At 45.8% G+C, this 19,444-nt stretch carries 17 protein-coding genes; 11 read left to right on the top strand and 6 right to left on the bottom strand.

All coding sequences use genetic code 11. The annotated features are described in order from the left end of the window. Positions 1 to 79: 79 nt before the first annotated feature. From BV910_RS09385 to BV910_RS09365, 5 genes are all read left to right on the top strand, one after another. Positions 80 to 1,834, top strand: a complete 1,755-nt coding sequence (locus BV910_RS09385) for a sensor histidine kinase (protein WP_240499880.1) — start codon at positions 80 to 82, stop codon at positions 1,832 to 1,834. Next, positions 1,831 to 2,769 (top strand): sugar ABC transporter substrate-binding protein, encoded by a 939-nt coding sequence (locus tag BV910_RS09380; RefSeq protein ID WP_078147145.1) that lies wholly within the window; start codon positions 1,831 to 1,833, stop codon positions 2,767 to 2,769. Before BV910_RS09385 ends, BV910_RS09380 begins: the two co-directional genes overlap by 4 nt. A gap of 61 nt (positions 2,770 to 2,830) precedes the next feature. Then, the gene (locus BV910_RS09375) at positions 2,831 to 4,174 is read left to right on the top strand and encodes a DEAD/DEAH box helicase (protein WP_012726633.1); all 1,344 of its coding nucleotides are present in this window, start codon (positions 2,831 to 2,833) and stop codon (positions 4,172 to 4,174) included. A gap of 81 nt (positions 4,175 to 4,255) precedes the next feature. Continuing rightward, on the top strand, positions 4,256 to 5,158 hold the full coding sequence (locus tag BV910_RS09370) for a deoxyribonuclease IV (RefSeq protein WP_078147144.1): 903 nt from the start codon (positions 4,256 to 4,258) through the stop codon (positions 5,156 to 5,158). Positions 5,159 to 5,161: 3 nt separating this feature from the next. Further along, positions 5,162 to 5,731 carry a hypothetical protein gene (locus BV910_RS09365; RefSeq protein WP_078147143.1) on the top strand — a complete coding sequence of 190 codons (570 nt, stop codon included), beginning with the start codon at positions 5,162 to 5,164 and terminating at the stop codon, positions 5,729 to 5,731. Positions 5,732 to 5,767: 36 nt separating this feature from the next. On the opposite strand, the gene BV910_RS09360 is transcribed toward BV910_RS09365, so the two are convergent. The 3 genes from BV910_RS09360 to BV910_RS09350 form a co-directional block, all read right to left on the bottom strand. Then, on the bottom strand, positions 5,768 to 5,938 hold the full coding sequence (locus tag BV910_RS09360) for a DUF1427 family protein (RefSeq protein WP_012726630.1): 171 nt from the start codon (positions 5,936 to 5,938) through the stop codon (positions 5,768 to 5,770). A gap of 91 nt (positions 5,939 to 6,029) precedes the next feature. Beyond that, a complete protein-coding gene (locus BV910_RS09355) occupies positions 6,030 to 8,195 on the bottom strand; it encodes an RNA degradosome polyphosphate kinase (RefSeq protein WP_078147142.1) in 2,166 nt (721 codons plus the stop codon). A gap of 2 nt (positions 8,196 to 8,197) precedes the next feature. Beyond that, on the bottom strand, positions 8,198 to 9,727 hold the full coding sequence (locus BV910_RS09350) for a Ppx/GppA family phosphatase (protein WP_078147141.1): 1,530 nt from the start codon (positions 9,725 to 9,727) through the stop codon (positions 8,198 to 8,200). A gap of 185 nt (positions 9,728 to 9,912) precedes the next feature. Between BV910_RS09350 and BV910_RS09345 the strand changes: the two genes are divergently transcribed. The 4 genes from BV910_RS09345 to BV910_RS09330 are packed head-to-tail and all read left to right on the top strand — an operon-like array spanning position 9,913 to position 13,370. After that, the gene (locus BV910_RS09345; RefSeq protein ID WP_078147140.1) at positions 9,913 to 10,674 is read left to right on the top strand and encodes a metal ABC transporter ATP-binding protein; all 762 of its coding nucleotides are present in this window, start codon (positions 9,913 to 9,915) and stop codon (positions 10,672 to 10,674) included. Continuing rightward, complete coding sequence (locus tag BV910_RS09340) at positions 10,671 to 11,528, top strand: metal ABC transporter permease (protein WP_078147139.1); 858 nt, start codon at positions 10,671 to 10,673, stop codon at positions 11,526 to 11,528. The genes BV910_RS09345 and BV910_RS09340 overlap by 4 nt, the downstream gene beginning before the upstream one ends. Then, complete coding sequence (locus BV910_RS09335) at positions 11,521 to 11,946, top strand: Fur family transcriptional regulator (protein WP_078147138.1); 426 nt, start codon at positions 11,521 to 11,523, stop codon at positions 11,944 to 11,946. The genes BV910_RS09340 and BV910_RS09335 overlap by 8 nt, the downstream gene beginning before the upstream one ends. 35 nt (positions 11,947 to 11,981) lie before the next feature. Continuing rightward, positions 11,982 to 13,370 carry an NAD(P)H-hydrate dehydratase gene (locus BV910_RS09330; RefSeq protein WP_078147137.1) on the top strand — a complete coding sequence of 463 codons (1,389 nt, stop codon included), beginning with the start codon at positions 11,982 to 11,984 and terminating at the stop codon, positions 13,368 to 13,370. Between the two features lie 31 nt (positions 13,371 to 13,401). On the opposite strand, the gene BV910_RS09325 is transcribed toward BV910_RS09330, so the two are convergent. Together BV910_RS09325 and ispG are read right to left on the bottom strand one after the other, a co-directional pair. Then, entirely contained in the window at positions 13,402 to 13,986 is a 585-nt protein-coding gene (locus tag BV910_RS09325; RefSeq protein ID WP_078147136.1) for a hypothetical protein, read from the bottom strand. Between the two features lie 75 nt (positions 13,987 to 14,061). After that, positions 14,062 to 15,183 carry a flavodoxin-dependent (E)-4-hydroxy-3-methylbut-2-enyl-diphosphate synthase gene (ispG, locus tag BV910_RS09320; protein ID WP_012726622.1) on the bottom strand — a complete coding sequence of 374 codons (1,122 nt, stop codon included), beginning with the start codon at positions 15,181 to 15,183 and terminating at the stop codon, positions 14,062 to 14,064. Positions 15,184 to 15,395: 212 nt separating this feature from the next. Here ispG and BV910_RS09315 point away from each other — a divergent pair, with 212 nt between their 5' ends. After that, positions 15,396 to 17,096, top strand: a complete 1,701-nt coding sequence (locus tag BV910_RS09315; RefSeq protein ID WP_078147135.1) for a methyl-accepting chemotaxis protein — start codon at positions 15,396 to 15,398, stop codon at positions 17,094 to 17,096. 13 nt (positions 17,097 to 17,109) lie between these two features. Here BV910_RS09315 and BV910_RS09310 read toward each other — a convergent pair whose 3' ends face one another. Continuing rightward, on the bottom strand, positions 17,110 to 17,565 hold the full coding sequence (locus BV910_RS09310; RefSeq protein WP_078147134.1) for a hypothetical protein: 456 nt from the start codon (positions 17,563 to 17,565) through the stop codon (positions 17,110 to 17,112). A 180-nt stretch (positions 17,566 to 17,745) separates the two neighbouring features. Here BV910_RS09310 and BV910_RS09305 point away from each other — a divergent pair, with 180 nt between their 5' ends. Beyond that, positions 17,746 to 19,389, top strand: a complete 1,644-nt coding sequence (locus BV910_RS09305; protein ID WP_078147133.1) for a Na/Pi cotransporter family protein — start codon at positions 17,746 to 17,748, stop codon at positions 19,387 to 19,389. The last annotated feature ends 55 nt before the right edge of the window (positions 19,390 to 19,444 follow it).

Below are 19,444 nucleotides of genomic sequence, written 5' to 3'. Positions count from 1 at the left end.
TTGTTTCGAAAATACGAAAAGATTTGCGTGTATTCATGCTATAATTTTTAGGTTAGAGAGGAGGGACGCCGTGAATCGCATGAAACCATTGCGTGAACTAAGAAAATCGTACTTTTTCCAAATTACGTTCATCATCATCATTATTTTAGCACTTGTCATTTCATCACTTGCCTTCTCTGCTGACCGCGTCACGGTGTCTCGAGCAGAAGAATTGGCGAAAGAGCAATTTGATTACGCCATCGATGACAGTATTGAGAATGTGGAGTCCCGACTTGGGAAATTGTATGAGGATTTAGTTTACTTAGGCGCTTACGTTGGAAATGAGCCATGGATTGAAGAACGGATCCGAACAGGATATTTGAATCAACGCACGAGTTTTACGTCCATCTTTTATTATGATGTCAATCAAGACTCATTTAAATGGTACTCGGAGCGACAAGTCGCCTCTTCTGTATTGAAACGCGATCCGAAGTTTACGGAAGTATTGACTGCAAGTGGAAAAGAACTATATATGAGTGACCCTGTGATGATCAGTGGGGATATGGGAACTTTCCTATACGTTCCGGTCATCGAAGAGAACCGACCAATCGGTATTTTTGGGGGGAGCATTAGTGTCTTGAACTCTGACTTGTATCGTCGTTCGTTGGAATCTGCGAATGATGACATGATTCTATACTTGTTAGATGAGCAAGGCGAAGTGTTGACGACTTCGTTCAACTTGGTCACAGATGCAGAGCGTCGGATATCGCGTGAAGTCATCGACGAAGCATTAAATCGAAGCGAACGGACAATCTTGAGTACGGATGAAGATACGGTAATGTTTGAACCGGATGCAAGAGTCAGTGGATGGAGCATGCTCGCAAAACATCAAAATGACTCCGTCTATGAAACGGTCTACGACACGCGTTGGCAGTATTTGATGATTGCGCTCGTTACATTCTTCCTGAGCATTCTCGTTGGATTGTTGCTTTCCCGGACGTTAACGAATCCGCTTGTCGAGCTGGTCAATCAAATTAAACAACAACAATCGCTCGGAACGATCTCGTTGGAAAGAACCGGTTCGAAAGAAGTGGAGACGCTACTCGACACGTATAACGATTATGCACAACGGATGGAAACGTCACGACGTGAACAGTTGAGTCAGCAACAGTTGATTTTGCATCAAGAAAAATTAGCCTCACTCGGTCAATTGGCCGCGGGAATTGCCCATGAAATTCGAAATCCTCTAACTCCCGTCCACATCACGTTACAAATGGTGCGCGAGGGTCAAGGTAGCTCAGATATGGTGGATGTCGCCATCAAAGAACTGGAGCGGGCGAATGATTTGATTTCAACGATGTTGACGCTCGCCAAACCAGATCAGGCTGGTAAAAACGAAGATTGGATCAACATGTTAGACTTTGCGAAACGACTTGAATTTTTAATGGATGCCGAATGTTACAAACGACCGACAAAATGGGAATTACTTGTACCGAACGACATGCCTCCATTTTATGCATCCTTTGATATGCTCGTTCAAATCATCTACAACCTCTTCAAAAATGCGGTCGATGCCGTCGAATCAAAAGGGGCTGAAGGTAGTGTCGTCGTGACGGTCCTCTTTACGGAGCAGGAATATCGCTTCTTGATTGAAGATAACGGGATTGGCATGAGTGAGGAACAACTCAAGACAGTTGGTTCCGCCTTCAATACGACGAAGGAAAGTGGGAATGGTCTAGGGATCTATATGATTCAAGAGTACTTGAAGAGCGTTAACGGTGCGATGGAGATTGATAGTGTGATGAACAAGGGGACCGCGATTTTAATCAAAATCCCAAGGAGACAACCGTCATGAAAGGACTAAAACATTATTGGCTTTGGTTACCGGTCGTGTGGGCCATGACGATTCTCCTCATTACCTCGATTCAACTCCCAGAGCAAAAAACGAATGAAAAAGAAGTCGGATTTGTGTTTGTCAGTGATAAACATGAGCATGCGAATAAACTACTGGACTCGTTCGTGCATACAGCAAACCAAAAAGGGTTCATCCCGATTCCGACCACGAGTGAAGACTCGCGTGTCCTTGAAAAAGAAAAACTAGATTCATTGATTGACCGGGGTGTCGAGGCCATCTTTTTGACGACTCTCGATGACACGTTCATTCAACCCTCATTAGAACGCGCAAAACGAAAAAACATTCCGATTATTGCGATTGACCGCATGATTGATCATCCGAGTGTGCTCACATCCGTCGTTTCCGACAATGTCGATATCGGTCGGATGGCGGCCGAACAAATTGCTGCCAAGTATAGTGAGCTCGAACGTCCGATTCGCGTGGTCGAAGTGAGGGGGACGCCGAAAGTTCGCTCCACGATGGACCGAAGTCTTGGTATCCGAGAGTACGAAAAGCAACATGGCGACGATTTTCAGATCATTGCATCCATCACCGGGAACTATGACACATTCCAAGCTGAAATCGAGATGTCACGTTGGTTAGAAGAAAAGATTCCGTTTGATGCAATCTTTTCACACAATGACGATAATACGTTTGGTGTCGTCCGGGCTTTAGAAAGTCATGGTTTGACGGACAAGACGATCGTTTCGGTCGACGGGATTTCAGATATCTATCCGCTCATTCAAAATGGGAAGGTCAATGCCACTGTCGTGCAGTCACCGAACGAGATGATGGAAGTCGGCTTCAAAGCACTCGAACAACATTTAAATGGAAAGAAAATTGCCAAACACTATTATTCATCGAGTTATTTATATGAAGGTGTGGCAAAAGATTGATTGACAAATCATTTGATTCCGCTATGCTAGGAAAAGTGGAAAGAAACAGGAGGTGTATCGATTGAACAGCTTCCAACAGTTCAAATTGCTACCGTTTATGGTTGATGCGTTAACCGAAAAGCGCATTACGAAACCGACCGATATACAAGCCCGAATTATTCCGGCTGCCTTGAATGGTCGAGATATTATTGGAAAATCACAGACAGGAACGGGTAAAACACTTGCGTTCTTGTTACCGATCGTTGAAGCGATCAACCCAGAAGATGCTTCAGTTCAAGCAATCGTCGTCGCACCGACACGCGAACTCGCTTGGCAGATTCATGAAGAATTGAAATCGATTCTTATTAAAAACCCAGATTACATCAAATCGAGTTTGATTGTCGGAGGGACAGACCGCGAACGTCAGATCGATAAGATGAAAAATCCGCCACAGTTGATCATCGGGACACCGGGACGAATCCTTGATCTCATGAAAGCACAGGCGTTATTCCCGCACAAAGTGACACACTTTGTCGTCGATGAAGCCGATCAAATGCTCGATATGGGATTCTTGCCCGAGGTCGACCGCATCGCACAGGCGCTTCCTGAAAAACTACAAACGATGGTCTTCTCAGCGACGATTCCTGAGAACCTTGAACCGTTCTTGAAGAAGTACCTTCATGACCCACGCTTTGCAGAGGCGAGCCCAGAACATCGCGTCGCACCAAAAATCAAGCACCACGTGATTCCAGTACGTCACCGTGACCGTAAAGAATTGACTGTCGAAATTGCGAAAGCAATCAATCCATTCGTTTGTCTCGTGTTCACCAATACGAAACAAGAGGCAGATGAGTTGGAGACGTCGTTCCGCGAAGCAGGTCTAAACGTCGGTACGTTGCATGGTGACATGCAGGCACGTCGCCGCAAACAAGCCATCAAGGACATCAATGATGCGAAATATCAGTATGTGATTGCTACGGATTTAGCGGCTCGCGGTATCGATATTTCAGGAGTCTCTCACGTCATCAACCACGGGATTCCGAAAGACCTTGATTTCTATACGCACCGTGTCGGTCGTACGGGACGTGCGGGCGCATCAGGTGAGGCGTACACACTATATGAGGACCATGAGAATGGACCAATCAACAGACTTGAAGAACGTGGGTTCGAATTCACTCATGTGGACTTGCGCAACGGTTCGATTCAACCGATCAAGACACGTCGTCGTCGCCAAACAGACCGGAAGATGAAGGTCTCACACACGGCTCATAGTCGGATGGCCGGTGAAATCAAGAAGGCGAAGAAGAAAGTGAAGCCTGGCTATAAGAAGAAATTCAAGTATAAGTTGAAAGAGACGGCATCACGTGAGCATATGCAACAGCAACGCTCGGATCGCCGTGCAGCACGTAAGAAAAATAAACGATAATGTTTGGGAGAATCGACTTCTTGGAGTCGGTTCTTCTTTTTGTGTACACTAGAGATAGAAGATGATGAAGGGAAGATGAGGATGTTAAAAATAGGTTCACACGTTTCGGTATCAGGTAAAAAGATGTTGTTAGCAGGGAGTGAAGAGGCTGTCTCTTACGGGGCGAATACGATGATGGTGTATACAGGTGCGCCCCAAAACACACGCCGTAAACCCATTGAAGATTTAAATATTGAGGCAGCACTCAAACATATGGCCGCACATGACATCGAAGAGATTGTTGTTCACGCTCCATATATCATCAATCTCGGGAATACGACGAAACCTGAGACGTTTGAATTGGCCGTCTCTTTCTTAACTCAGGAATTAAAGCGGGCAGAAGCACTCCAAGTGGCTCGCCACGTCGTTCTTCACCCGGGCGCTCATGTCGGAGCGGGAGAAGAAATCGGTCTCGCTCGAATCATCGAAGGATTGAATGAAGTGTTGACTGGCGACGAACAAGTAAAGATTGCGCTTGAGACGATGGCAGGGAAGGGAAGCGAACTTGGTAAGACGTTTGAAGAGCTTGCGACCATCATTGATGGCGTGACGCACAATGATCGACTCTCAGTTTGCTTTGATACGTGTCACGTCCATGATGCAGGATATGACTTAGTCGGTAACTTAGACGGTGTCATTGAACAATTCGATCGCATCGTCGGACTCGACCGTCTCGGAGTCATTCATGTAAATGATTCGAAGAACGTGCGCGGTGCAAAAAAAGACCGTCATGAAAATATCGGCTACGGAGAGATCGGGTTTGATACATTGAATCGTGTCATTCATCACGAGGCATTTGCGCATCTACCGAAAATTCTAGAGACGCCATATATCCCGATTAGCGAAAAAACGAAAGTCGCTCCATATAAACAAGAGATTGAAATGTTTCGTGCCAATCAATTTGATGCCGAATGGCGTGAACGATTCACGCTCGCTCATCAATAAACGATGAACGTCCTACAAGTCGATCCAAAGCGATATGATGTCTGGAACGCATTCCCGACTTATTTTCTTGAACAAAGTCCGGTTTATGTAAACGGGTCCGTGACGACACCGACAGCATTTATCGAAGTGATGGGGCATGGCATCGTGGCGGAAGCAGAGGTGTTACTTGAAGAGACGATTGAGCGACCAGACGATCCGTATTGGCTCGGAGAGAGACCGGGAGGGGTGGCGCTGTATTCCTTGGTCGATCTGTTACAACTTCATTTTCATCATCCGCTCTTGCAAGTGGGAATGTATGAGGGGGATGAACCGTACGAGTCAATTCGAACAAAATGGAATGACGGCTATCATGTACCATCGTCTAAATGGACGAAAGCGTCATATGAGGCGCACTTGTTTCGAGAAAAACTTTTAGCACCAAAGTCGAACGTGACGACTTGTGCGAACTGTCATGAAGACCTAGCTGAACGCTTTGGGCAAGAGGCGTATCACTTGATTGAGTATCACTTGACAGAGGAACGTGGCATCTGGGTTTGTCCGACCTGTCATAAAGCCATTCATACATTAGACTAAATAATAAAAGATGCCCTTTTTCGAGGGCATCTTTTATTAGAATGGCCAGTTCGCTACAGCAAATTGATAAACCTTCATTCCGAGGAATACCCCGAAAATCCCAACAACTCCTGGTAATACCGGTGGGGCAGGGAGTGGCAGTTTGAGTGCAGTGAAGATGGCACCACAAATCAAGCCGGCGAGTAATGATAGTAAAATCTCCTGCATAAATAATTCCTCCATCTCTAAATGAAAGCGCTTCATAATAACTGAATCGAATTTATTATACAACGAGTTTTCTTATTTGAGAAGTCTAACATCAGTCATCCGTCATTTTCTCGTTCTCGGCCCGAAGGCGGAGCACTTCTCGTTCCGCCCAATTTGACGGTTCTCGTTCAAATACGCTAGGTATGTTGTTCCATCGACCACCTGTATATTGATGGATGATAATTTGAGATTGAATCTCTTCCTCGTTGGTCTCACGTTTCACATACACATAGCGGCCGTCAGAACGTTGTCTTCTAGCTTTCACATTATCGACGAGTTGAAGGGCCATCATATCTTTGATGTACGTTTTATGTGATGCGTTCAAGATGGGGAAGAGTATCTCAATCCGTTTTTTCATATTTCGTGTCATCCAGTCCGCAGAGGAACAGTACAAGTCTTCTTTTCCGTTTTGGTAAAAATAAAAGATTCGGGAATGTTCGAGATATCGGTCGATGATCGAGATGACTTTGATGTTTTCAGAGACCCCTTTAATTCCCGGCCGTAAGCAACAAATTCCTCGGACAATCAAATCGATTTTCACCCCTGCGGACGAAGCATCATATAATTTTGTAATGATGGCCCGGTCCGTGATCGAGTTCATCTTAGCGACGATGCGACCGTTTCCATACTTTTCATGTAGCTTGATTTCATCATCGATTTTGTTCAAAAAGAAGTCTTTCATGTCGTCAGGCGACGTTTCGAACTGATGCCAAGATGGTCGTTCCCCATAACCGGATAACCAGTTGAAAAAGTTCGTTGCATCTTCTGCGAGTTCTTCATTTGTTGTGAGAAGCCCAATGTCTGTGTACAGCTTGGCAGTCGAATCATTATAGTTACCTGTACCAAGATGAATGAATCGTTGCAATACACCACCTTCTAGAATGCGAACGACGAGGGTGATTTTTGAGTGTGTCTTCAGTTCTTTATAGCCGTAGATGACGTGAGCCCCGGCTTTCTCAAGTTGCTTCGCCCATTGAATGTTTTTTTCTTCATCAAAACGTGCTTTTAGTTCGACGAGGACAGTGACTTGTTTTCCGCTCTCGGCTGCATCAGTCAAGGCTTTGATGATGGGAGAGTCCCCGGAGACGCGATAGAGTGTCTGCTTGATTGCCAAGACGTTCGGGTCTTTGGCGGCTTGAACGATAAAACGGACGATTGGATCGAATGAATGATACGGGTGATGGAGCAGATAATCCTGTTTAGCGATACTTTGGAATAAATCTTTGCCCGATTCAAGACCTTCTGGGATAAATGGGATCAACGTTTCATTGATCATGTCATCATATTCCATCCCGATCTGATTGTAGATCCCAAACAGGAAGGTCAAGTCGATCGGACCGTCGACAATAAAGATATCCCGGTCATGTAAGTCAAGGACGTCTTGTAGCATGAACAACAGTTCTTTTCGTAACGATCGTTGCTGTACCTCGAGTCGGATGGCAACCCCATATCTTCTCTTCTTCAACTCTTTTTCGATTTGTTTCAAGACGTCACGACTGCCCTCTTCGTGAAACGGCATGTCCGCGTTCCGCGTAATTCGGAATGGCATCGTGGACTCGACGACAAATCCTTTGAAGAGTGAGTCGATGTATTGAATGATCAAATCCTCAAGTAAAATCAAATCGGTATGTTCTTCATCATCGGTAGGTAGTTCCAGATACCGCGGAAGAACGGATGGCACTTGAACGAGGGCGAGTCGTTTTTTTCCTTCGCCATTCGAGGCAATCTCGACAGCAATATTCAGTGACTTAGATAAGAGCATTGGGAACGGACGATAGGCGTCGACTGCAATCGGTGTCAGGACAGGGAATACGTGCGTTCGAAAGTACTCTTTCACGAAGTCTTGTTGAGTCTTGTTCAAATGTTTCGTCCGTAAGAAGCGGACGTGCTGATTCGATAACTGTTTCGTGATTTTTTTATATGTCGCATATTGTGTCTCGACGAGTTCTTGCGCTCGCATCGAAATGGATTTGATCTGCTGTTTTGGAGTGAGGCCCGTCTTATCTTCCGGACGGTTGAAACCGGCAAGGACTTCATCTTTCAATCCACCGACTCGTACCATATAAAATTCATCAAGGTTAGAACTGAAAATCGCCAAAAATTTCAATCGTTCCATCAATGGATTTCGTTCATCCATCGCCTCCTCGAGAACACGTTCGTTAAAGTCGAGCCAGCTGAGTTCACGGTTGTTAAAATGTTCATTCGTATATTCGGACATGGTTACTCCTCCTCGCTCAAGACAATCTCAATCGATTGATCAATTGCGCGTTCTAAATGCTTTTTATGGCGAGTGCTTCGCTGCAACTCAAAACGTGCGGAACCATTTGTATCTAGCGTAAGTGTGAGACCGTCCTTTGTACTAGTAACATGGATGTCCGTCACAATCTGACGCTCTGTCAAGTCGAGGGCATCGACGAGTTTTACGATCGAGCCTAGTAGTTCTAAACTCTTCAATAACTTTTGATCAAACCATTTCGGGAAAGCCTCGATATGTTGTTCCAATACTCGTTTTGATTTGAAGGATGTGACGAGGGCAAGAGCGAGTCGATCCTCGTTGTTTAGTCCTTTGAAATCGTTTGTGGTGATCAGATGGAACGTGTGGTCACTCTTATTGTTGTGATCGATATATTCACCGACATAGGCAAGGCGGCAGGCACCTTCAAGAAGACCAGGCTCAAATGGTTTCGGTTTAATCGCTTTCACTTCAATTAATCCGGTATACAACTGTCGGGCCAATCGGATGAGATGTTGATGACGAGTCGGGTTCACGTCGTATTGTTTTTCAAAATGACGAAAACTTTCTTCTTTCACATCGGCAAAACGAACTTTATCATGCTCATGTAAATAGTTTTCATAGAAGAGACCTTCACGGAGTCCATTGTTACTCATCGTGAACTCAGGTACTTTCAAATATTTAGCGAGCTCGCCGATTGCTGTCACGGCAGGCGCGATGATGTCGACCCGGTCTTTTGACAGCCCATCCAAACGTCCGAGTTGTTTGCTCGACATTCCGACGAGTTCATCTATGACGTCCTCCAACTGTTCAGCAGAAATCGTATACTGATGGATTCCTTCAAGCGGGAAGTTCGATATGGTCTGTTCGACCCGGACTAAGTTACGAGCCGTCCCACCGACACCGACAAGTGGGACACCATGTGGTTCGAGCCATTCAATTTCTTTGAATGCCTTCTTTAAGTATGCGGTCAACGCTTTCCGCTCGTCTTTCGTCATCGTCTCATCTTTCATGAATTCTTTCGTTAACGTCACGGCACCGAAAGGGAAACTATGATAGAAGACGAGTTCGCGATTCTGAAAATATGTGACTTCCATTGATCCCCCACCAATATCGACAGAATATCCATCTTCCACATAGGTAGAGTTGACGATGGCCGAATATCCGTAAAATGCTTCTTCGTAATCGCTCAACAGGCGGATGGTCATCCCAGTAGATTGTTTGACATTCTGCAAAATCTCATCTGAGTTATTTGCGTTTCGAATGGCTGCTGTCGCTACTGGGAGCACATCGGTAACGTGATGATGGTCGTTCAACTCTTTAAAGTGACGTAACGTATCGATGAGTGAAGCGATTCCTTCTTCAGTCATTTCATTCGCATCACTAATATGGCTGGACAATCGCGCGACTTCTTTCACATTTAACCGTTCGAAGTATTGTCCTTCCTCGTTCACTTCGAAGATGACGTTTCGAATCGAGTTGGATCCGATATCAATAACTGCCAGTTTCTTTTCCATAAAACCATCCCCTTCATAATACTAGTGTAATCGACAAGGTTTTGAACGAACATACGATTTACGTGAATTTTACCATTTGGCTAGATGAAACCGGTCTTGCTTGAAGGTATGCGTGATATTCTGTATAATACAAACGCCTAGAAAGTAGAAATGATTACGATTTAACATATGAGAGAAGGGATTAGATGACTACATCTGTCGTCAAATTAAACGAGGTGTCTTACTTCTATGATGGGACACCAGCCTTACAAAACGTATCGATTGATATTCGACAAGGGGACTTTGTCGCAATCGTTGGAGAAAACGGTTCTGGGAAGTCGACTTTGATTCGAACCATTCTTGGATTACTGAACCCGCAAAAAGGGTCGGTCGAATTGTTCGGCAAGCCCATTTCGCAGTTTAAAGACAAGTCTCGTATCAGTTACGTTTCCCAAAAAGCGGCTTCCTTTAACTCGGGATTCCCGGTTACCGTCGAAGAAGTTGTTGCGATGGGCAGATATGGACGTCTCGGTTTATTCAAACGTTTGAAGATGGAAGACCAGGCAGCGATTCAAAATGCGTTACAAACGGTCAACATGTGGCAGTTTCGTCATCGGAAAATTGGAGATCTATCCGGAGGACAACAACAGCGCGTCTTTATCGCTCGGGCGATGGTCAACCAGCCTGATCTATTGATTCTCGATGAGCCGACCGTCGGTGTGGACCAAAAACACTTACAAGATTTTTATGAAGTCTTGCATATGCTTCGTGAACATACGACTTGTACGTTCGTCCTCGTCACCCACGATTTAAACGTGGTGACCGACCTCGTCACGAAAGTCGTCCACCTCGACCGCGGACGATTGGCATGTAATTGTGGACTGAGAGAATACAGCGAGCTCGGAGAACTCGCATCATCCATCAAACCTTATCCTGTTAAAGTACTTGTTCACGAGGGAACGACATGATCACAGATCTTTGGACATATAGTTTTTTACGTTATGCGTTCATTGCAGCACTTGTGATCGGGTTTACCGCACCGCTCATCGGTTCATTTATCGTGGTGAGACGGATGAGCTTGATTGCCGATGCATTGTCACACATGACGCTTGCCGGAATTTCATTCAGTTTATTTCTCGGACAATATATCGCTCTATTCGCTGATCTCAATCCCCTTTATATGGGAACGCTCATCTCTGTATTGGCGGCGTTAGGGCTCAACTGGCTTCGAGGGAAATATGTGCACTTCCAGGAACTATCCATTCCGATCATGATGTCCGCAGGAATGGGACTCAGTGCCATCTTTATCTCGCTATCGCGAGGATTCTCGGTCGACTTGTCCACACTCTTGTTCGGGTCGATCTCTGCCGTGAGTCAGTCGGACATCACATTGATTGTCAGTGTGGCCGTCTTGACGTTTCTTGTGATCTTTATCTTCTATAAGCAGTTGTTGTTCTTATCGTTTGATGAAGAGCAGGCAAAAGTGTCGGGATTACCGAGTACGATGCTTCATATGTTATTCATGTTCATCGTAGCGCTTGTGATTGCCGTTAGCATGCGAATTGTCGGAACGCTTCTCGTATCTAGCTTGATTACGTTACCCGTCGCAGCGGCGCTACGCTTTACATCGAGCTTCAAACAGACCATTCTCTGGTCCATCATCTTCGGAGAGGTCGCGACAATCGGTGGGCTCGTCCTTGCATATGATCTCGATGTCGCTCCAGGCGGTGTCATCGTATTGATTGCGGTCGGTATTTTAGCAGCCGTCATGGCGCTCGAGAAAGTCATGAGTTTTAAGAAAAAGGAGGTACAACATGAATGAGACTGAACGATTGAATCGTCTGCGTGCATCTTCTTTGAAAGTGACGCCGAAACGTCTTGAAATGTATGCTTATCTCTCTGAAGAAGACCGATATATCAGTGCGAAGGAAGTACTCGAGTACATGCGAGACAAACATCCGACGATGAGTTTTGACACGGTATATCGAAATTTGAAGTCGTTCGCGGAGGAAGGATTACTTGAAGCGACGGAACTCGATGGTGAGAAATCCTTTCGAGTCACCTGTAGTGCAGCGCATCACCATCACCATTTGATTTGTCGGAGCTGTGGAAAGACGAAACTGCTCGATTTATGTCCGATGCGCTTCGTAGAGGCGCTCGACCCTGAATTTGAAGTGGTCGATCATAAATTTGAGATATATGGGTATTGTAAAGAATGTAAGCAAAAGGGATTGATTTGATTCAATCCCTTTTTTGTATCGAAGGGGGAGGTTAGATGATCTATACAGCTGCTGAAATCAAGCGGATTGATCGCACAGCAATCCAAAATGGGATGCCCGAAGAGGTGTTGATGGAGCGAGCGGCCTCGGCGATTGTGCCCCACATTCGAATCGATTCGCAGTCTACCATTTTGGTGATTTGTGGGACGGGCAACAACGGTGGGGACGGTTGGGTCGTTGCTCGAGAGCTTGCTATGAGAGGGCATGAGGTCAGCGTATGGTCACCGTTAGGGAAAAGTAAGTCTGAGGCGGCTGCAATACACGCTTCCTACGCATCCTCATTTCTTCGCCTTGTGGAGAAGCCCATTGAAACAGATGTCATCATTGATGCCTTGTTCGGCGTCGGATTGTCCGGTGCCGTGACTGGCTACGCGCGGGAAGTGATTGAATGGGTGAATCGTCAAGCGACACCTGTCATCTCGATTGACGTACCGTCAGGCATACCGAGTGATCATGCTCGAGACTTTGATGACATGGCGATTCGGGCGACATATACGTATTCGTTACACGGTTTCAAGCGTTCGACATTCTTAAATCGGACGGCTCCGTTCTATGGCAAAGTGGAACGGGTTGATATCGGACTCCCGCATACATCCGATTGGAAGGTATTGACCGAAACTGATTTCGATCGATCTCTTTTGGGGCGTGATCAATTCAGCCATAAGACGACATATGGACATGGGATGCTCATCGGAGGGAGTCGTCATTTTCTCGGTGCACCATTCTTGGGTGGTCGTGCTGCAACTCGTTCTGGCATTGGCTTATTGCGTCTATCCATTCCACGCGAAGCGAGCCCGCTCATCTCAACATTACCTGAAGCGATGTATCAGCAACACACCGATGTGGTGGAACAATCGTACGATGCACTGGCCATCGGTCCCGGAATGGTCGAAGGGGAGGCCTTGAATCTCATCTGGCAATACGCGAAACAGCAGCCCTGTCCTGTCATTTTGGATGCTGGGGCATTGTCGACGAAACGACTGGAAACTCGGGGGCCGCTCACGCTTACACCGCATCCAGGTGAATTTTCAAGATTGACCGGTAAATCGGTCGAAGAGATTGAGGCAGACCGCTTCTCCATCGCTTGTGAGTTCGCGAAACGACACCGGGTCCATTTGATTTTGAAAGGCACGTATACGCTCATCGTCACACCTGACGGAACAGGTGCCGTCAATACTGTTGAAGCGTCGGCGTTAGCGAAAGGTGGAAGTGGGGACGTGTTGACTGGCATCCTTCTGGCGCTATGGGCTAGAAAAGAAAAACCTTCGTCACCGAACGAGCAAGCGGTGCTATGGCATGCGCTCGCTGCCAAGTCGATTAGCCAGACGATACACCCCGCAAGTGTACTCGCAAGCGATTTAATCGAAGAGCTCGGACGAATGTAAAAGGCAAGCCCGATTGCGTCGGGCTTGCCTTTTAACGTTGCTGTAGAACGATTTGTTTCTCCAATTGCGCGACATGGTAATGCGCCTCACGCCATGTCGAAATGCGAGTTACGCCCTCTGGTAACGTCTTACGATTATAGGGTGCGTCGAATAGGAGTACGGGAATTGACGTTTCTTCATGAATCGAGATGGCATTCTCATACCGGTCTTCCATAAACAGTTCGAGTGACAAGTCTTTGACGACATTGATTTTATCGTGAGAACCGGTCATGACCAACGAATCGAGTGGCAAGCGATGCTGTTTGATCCATTCTTCCGTAACCGGTCGAACCGCCTCACTTCGGGCCGTGACGTAGTGCAGGTGATGCTGCTGCTTTAATTCCCATAACACATCCAACACATCAGAGTGCGGAAGAGAACGACGGTAAATCGCTTCTTCATGCCCCTCTTCAATCATAAACTTCCAAAATTCATGTTGTTCCATCGTCGTATACGTGTGTAACTCGTACTCGGTCGCACGATGATAGTCAATTGAATAGCCGAGTGATTCATTCATATATAGAAAACAACTTTTAGGATCTGTAACGGTTCCATCCAAATCAATGCCGATTCGCATCTCATCACTCCTCCTCACATGCCCTCTATTCTATCAAAAACCCGTACGGTTGCAACCGTACGGGCATGAGATTCATTAATTTGATTGGTTTGCGAGCTCTTGTTCTTCGCGCTCACGTTCCGCCATTTTTTCAGCGGCGATCGCATCGATTTCTTTTTTCAATTCTTCGACCATCGTCGCCTCAGGCACTTTGCGGATAATCTTTCCGTGACGGAAGAGAAGTCCTTCGTTACGTGCGCCTGCGATTCCGATGTCTGCTTCACGAGCCTCACCTGGTCCGTTTACCGCACATCCGAGAACAGCGACTTTAATGTTGACGTTGATGTTTTGGATGTATTCTTCTACCTCTTTTGCAATCGAAATCAAATCAATTTCAATTCGTCCACATGTCGGACAAGAGATCAAAGTCGCGGCATTTGCCGCAAGTCCGAATGACTTGAGCACTTCTTTCGCAACTTTTACTTCTTCCACCGGGTCATCTGAAAGTGAAACTCGAACCGTTGAACCGATTCCAAGAGACAGAATCGCACCGAGTCCAGCAGCCGATTTGAGTGAACCGGAGAAGAGTGGACCTGACTCTGTGATTCCGACGTGAAGTGGGTAATCGAACGTCTTCGCAGCGAGTGTGTATGCTTCAAGAGCAAGGTTTACGTCTGAAGCTTTGAGCGAGATGATCGTGTTATAGAAGCCGAGATCCTCGAGAATCTTCACGTGGTGCATCGCGCTCTCGACCATACCTTGCGCGGTCGGATATCCATACTTTTCAAGGAATTGTTTTTCTAATGAACCGGCATTGACCCCGATTCGAATTGGAATCCCTTTTGCTTTCGCCGCGTTGACGACGGCCTCTACTTTCTCACGGCGGCCGATGTTACCCGGGTTGATCCGGATTTTATCGACGCCACTTTCGATGGCTTTTAAAGCAAGCTTGTAGTCGAAATGAATGTCGACGACGAGCGGGATGTTGATGCGGCTCTTAATTTCTGCAAGTGCGTCAGCTGCACGTTCGTCTGGACAAGCCACGCGAACGACTTGGCAACCAGCTTCCTCAAGACGTTTGATCTCGGCGACTGTCGCCTCGACGTCATGCGTTTTCGTAGTGGTCATAGATTGAATAATGACTTCGTTCGATCCTCCGATAATCAAGTTACCGACGCGGACCGGACGTGTTAATGAACGATGCAAAATTTCTGACATATACGTAATCTCCTTCTTTTGGAAAGAATCCAATCGATTTAAGATGATAGGGTTTCTTCATTATCATAACGAAAAGAATGTGAAAAAGCATCTAGGATGCGTGACGGATGTGTGCTCTTTACAAACTCTAACGCTATCTTAACATCTACTTCATAATTTTCCACCGTCTCAAGACCGATATATAGGCGAGATTAGAAAAAGAGGTGGCATCTGTGAAGTGGAACTTTAAACAAAATCCAGTCAAGTGGAAGAGACCGTTGCACGAGGCACGTCAGTATCCTAAATTGGCCAACCGACTCCAGTGGACGCTCATGCCAATTGTCTTACTCGTCTTCGCGCTCACATTCGGGTGGTTCGCAATCAAATCTGAGCAACTCTTGGCATCAGAAATCGAGCAACGGCTCATGCGAGAAGTCACTGTCATGCGAGAATCGATTAAAACGTCATATAGTGCCTACGTTGCGAATGAGAAACAGTTGGCACGCTCGCTGAAGTCAGCCTATATGCAACAGGCTTCAATCTTATCGGGGGATGAGTTTGATGCGGCACAATTTTTAGTGCGTGATCAAGCAATTGAACAGCTGACTGGGAAGGAAAGCATAGCGACAGAGAAATTGATCGGCAAGTTGTCGAACAGTTCTGAAGCGGAAGTGAAAGAAACTGAAACGTTATTAGTGGCTTCTGTCCCGATACCTGAACTAAAAGCGGATTACGTCCTTGTCGTTACGAAAGAATCAGTTTTGGGTCCGATGAGTTCGCTACGCCAACATATCGCCTTCATCGTATTGATTGCGATGGTTGGCGTGATGGTCCTCTTCACACGGTTGATTCACCGTGAAGTGAAATCACTCAGTGTGTTGGCTGATTCGTTACGAAGTGCCGTGGCATCACGCCGATTCGATGATGTCACACTTGGATCGAAGTCAAAAGAGATTCATATGTTAGAAACAGAGTTCAACGCGTTCATCACGCTTTGGAATCAATCGATGTCCATGATGGGAAAAACGGCAACGGCGTTCAATCAAAGCTTACCTGTCTTTAAACAAGAATTACGTAACAGTCACGAACAGGTGGAGCAGTTTCGGGAAGTGGCGGCTACGGTTGAATCGACGAGCTATTCATATCAATCGGTGACAAACGGCTCTACATCTAAAATGAAAGATGTGACGCGACAAATCGAAGCGCTTGAACAGCAAATCACGAGTGTGGACGAGCGAGGGAATCAATTGAAGTCTATTTTACATGAAGAACTTGAGACGTTCTCTTCTGTAAGAGACGTGAGTGATTACGTCGAGAAACAAGTGGAGTCGATTCAAAGACGACTTCTTGAGAGTGAGACGAATTCTTCGAAGGCAGATGTTGCGCTGAAAAGTATCTTATCCGTATCGGCGGCAACAAAGATGTTATCGTTAAACGCATCGATTGAAGCGGCACGAGCAGGAGAGCACGGCAAAGGATTTGCTGTCGTTGCCAGTGAAGTTGGGAATTTGGCGAAGATGACAAACGAATCGACGCTTTTAGCGGTCAGTGCCATCGAAGCATTAAACACAGAACGAACGGACCTGCTATCTGAAGTTAATGACTTCATTAAAGAAGTTCACCATTTAAAAGATGCCGTTAGTCGTGTCGAGTCAGGAATTGAAACCATCGATCGTGAGATAAAAGTACAGCTTGACGAATTTCAAGCGATTACGGTCCATACATCGAGTACGGGTCAGCAGCTGGTTCATTTAATGGAATCGAATGAACAATTGCGCGAAATCAGTTCATTGCTTGAACGAAAATTGATTGAATTGAATACAGGTGTCGATCGCTGGTCAGATGTTCAGCTTGCCCTTCAAGACGCGGGAACGAATCTTGGAGACCAAAGTGAAGCATTGAATCAGACGCTAAAGGAACTGTCACCAACATAAAATAACGTCGGGCTCAAGAGGCCCGACGTTGTTTTGGTTGTGGTACTTTTGTTAGCGGAAAACTGATATAGCCGAGACCGATTATAAAGCCGAGGGTCAGGAAATCGGGATTCAAATGATAGAAGATGACCAATAACAAGGTTGGGATGAGTGTCATCGCCACAGCATATGGCCAGGCTTGACGATAAGCCCATTTGTTCTTTGAATAGATTTTCGTAAACAGTTGGACATACAATGCCATGAGTGCAACCCAAATCAAATAGAAGAAGAAGATGGCGAAGCCGTGCAAGAATAGCCACATCGGGATGAAAAAGTCAGGACGAATCACGAAAAAGTCTAGTATGGTAATGACGAGAGTTAAGATGAATGTGGCGCCCATGTAGGCATGGAGCGGAGCTAGACGAAGTCGAAGTGCGCGTTTCGATGGGACTAGGCTCGTTTGAAGAAAAGTCAAAATGGTAGAGAGCATACTAAAAACTCCAATCTGTTATATTACAGTAAGCCGATAATCTAAAATAATGGTACAGTGTTTTAATAAAACTTTTACATTAAACGTGTTTACATGATACTGCCGATGAAGGCATAATGAGTAGGGCATTAAAAACCAAGCAAATCCAACCAATTCTTAATTAAAAGGAGTACAAAAATCGTGGAATACAATTTGCAAGAAATGTTATTCATGTTTTTTGGAGGTCTAGGGATCTTCCTCTTCGGGATCAAATCGATGGGAGACGGACTCCAAAAGTCTGCAGGGAATCGCCTGCGCGACATCCTTGATAAGTATACAACGAATCCATTCCTCGGTGTACTCGCCGGGATTATTGTGACAGTATTGATTCAATCATCTTCAGGTACAACCGTCATTACGGTCGGACTTGTTAGCGCCGGGTTCATGACACTCCGTCAAGCAATCGGGGTCATCATGGGGGCGAACATCGGTACGACGGTGACGGCGTTCATCATCGGATTCGATGTTGGTGCATATGCGCTTCCAATCATTGCAATCGGTGCAGTATTGTTGTTCTTCTTTAAAAAAGAAAAATTACAACACCTCGGTCAAATCTTCTTTGGCTTCGGGATGTTGTTCTATGGACTTGAATTGATGGGAAGTGGGATGAAACCACTTCGTTCAAGCGAATATTTCATCGACTTGACGCAATCAATGAGTGACAATCCGTTCCTCGGTGTCATCGTTGGTACAGTATTTACCGTGATTGTTCAATCATCGTCTGCGACGATCGGAATCTTGCAAGAACTATATGCTGGTGGTTCCATCGATTTAGGTGCTGCTTTACCGGTATTGTTCGGTGATAACATCGGAACAACGATTACGGCGATTTTGGCATCGATTGGTGCATCAGTTGCCGCACGTCGTGCAGCAGCGGCACACGTCATCTTTAACTTGATTGGTACGACAATCTTTATGATCTTGTTAGTTCCGTTCACAAACTATATCTATTGGATCACAGATCTCTTAGCAATCGAAGATAAGATGCAAATTGCATTCGCACACGGTACGTTTAACGTCGTCAACACATTGATCCAGTTCTGGTTCATCGGAACGATTGCTTGGATTGTGACGAAATTGGTCCCAGGTGAAGACTCAATCGTTGATACGAAAGCACAACATTTAGATCCGATCTTCATTCAACAGTCGCCTTCGATTGCAGTCGAGCAAGCGAAATATGAAGTCATCCGTATGGGAGATTTCGCAAAACTTGGTCTTGATGAAGCACGCAACTATTTGACGACTGGCGACAAGAAGCACGCTGAAAAGTCGGCACATATCGAAGAAGCATTGAACTCGTTGAATGCGAAGATTACAGATTACCTCGTGAAGTTGGCTGCCGTTGATTTGACGGAACAAGAGTCACAGGAGCACAAAACGCTCATGCATGCCATCAACGATATCGAGCGAATCGGTGATCACGTTGAGAACATCATTGAGTTGATTGATTATAAGACAGCTACGAAAGTGACACTTTCGGCAGATGCACAAAAAGAATTGACTGAAATGTACGACCTCACACGTGCGACGTTAGAGAAATCTCTTCAGACGTTGGCGAGCGGCGACATGGTTGAAGCACGTAAAGTCATTGAAATGGAAGCGAAACTCGACATGCTCGAGCGTCAATTCCGTAAGAACCACGTCGTTCGTTTGAACACAGGTGCTTGTGATGGGCAAGCAGGTATGTTCTTTGTTGATATGCTCTCGAACTTGGAGCGAATCGGTGACCATGCCATGAACATCACGGAAATCACACTCGAAGATGCAAACGAAGTAACCGTATAAATCAGGAGCACTCCAAATGAAATTTGGGGTGCTTTTCTTATTTGGCAAGGAATAC

The sequence above is a fragment of the Exiguobacterium sp. HVEsp1 genome (genome assembly GCF_002009685.1).
Lineage (GTDB): Bacteria > Bacillota > Bacilli > Exiguobacteriales > Exiguobacteriaceae > Exiguobacterium > Exiguobacterium profundum.
The sequence above is the reverse complement of the archived record's forward strand: the minus strand, read 5'-3'. Positions and strand labels throughout refer to the sequence as shown.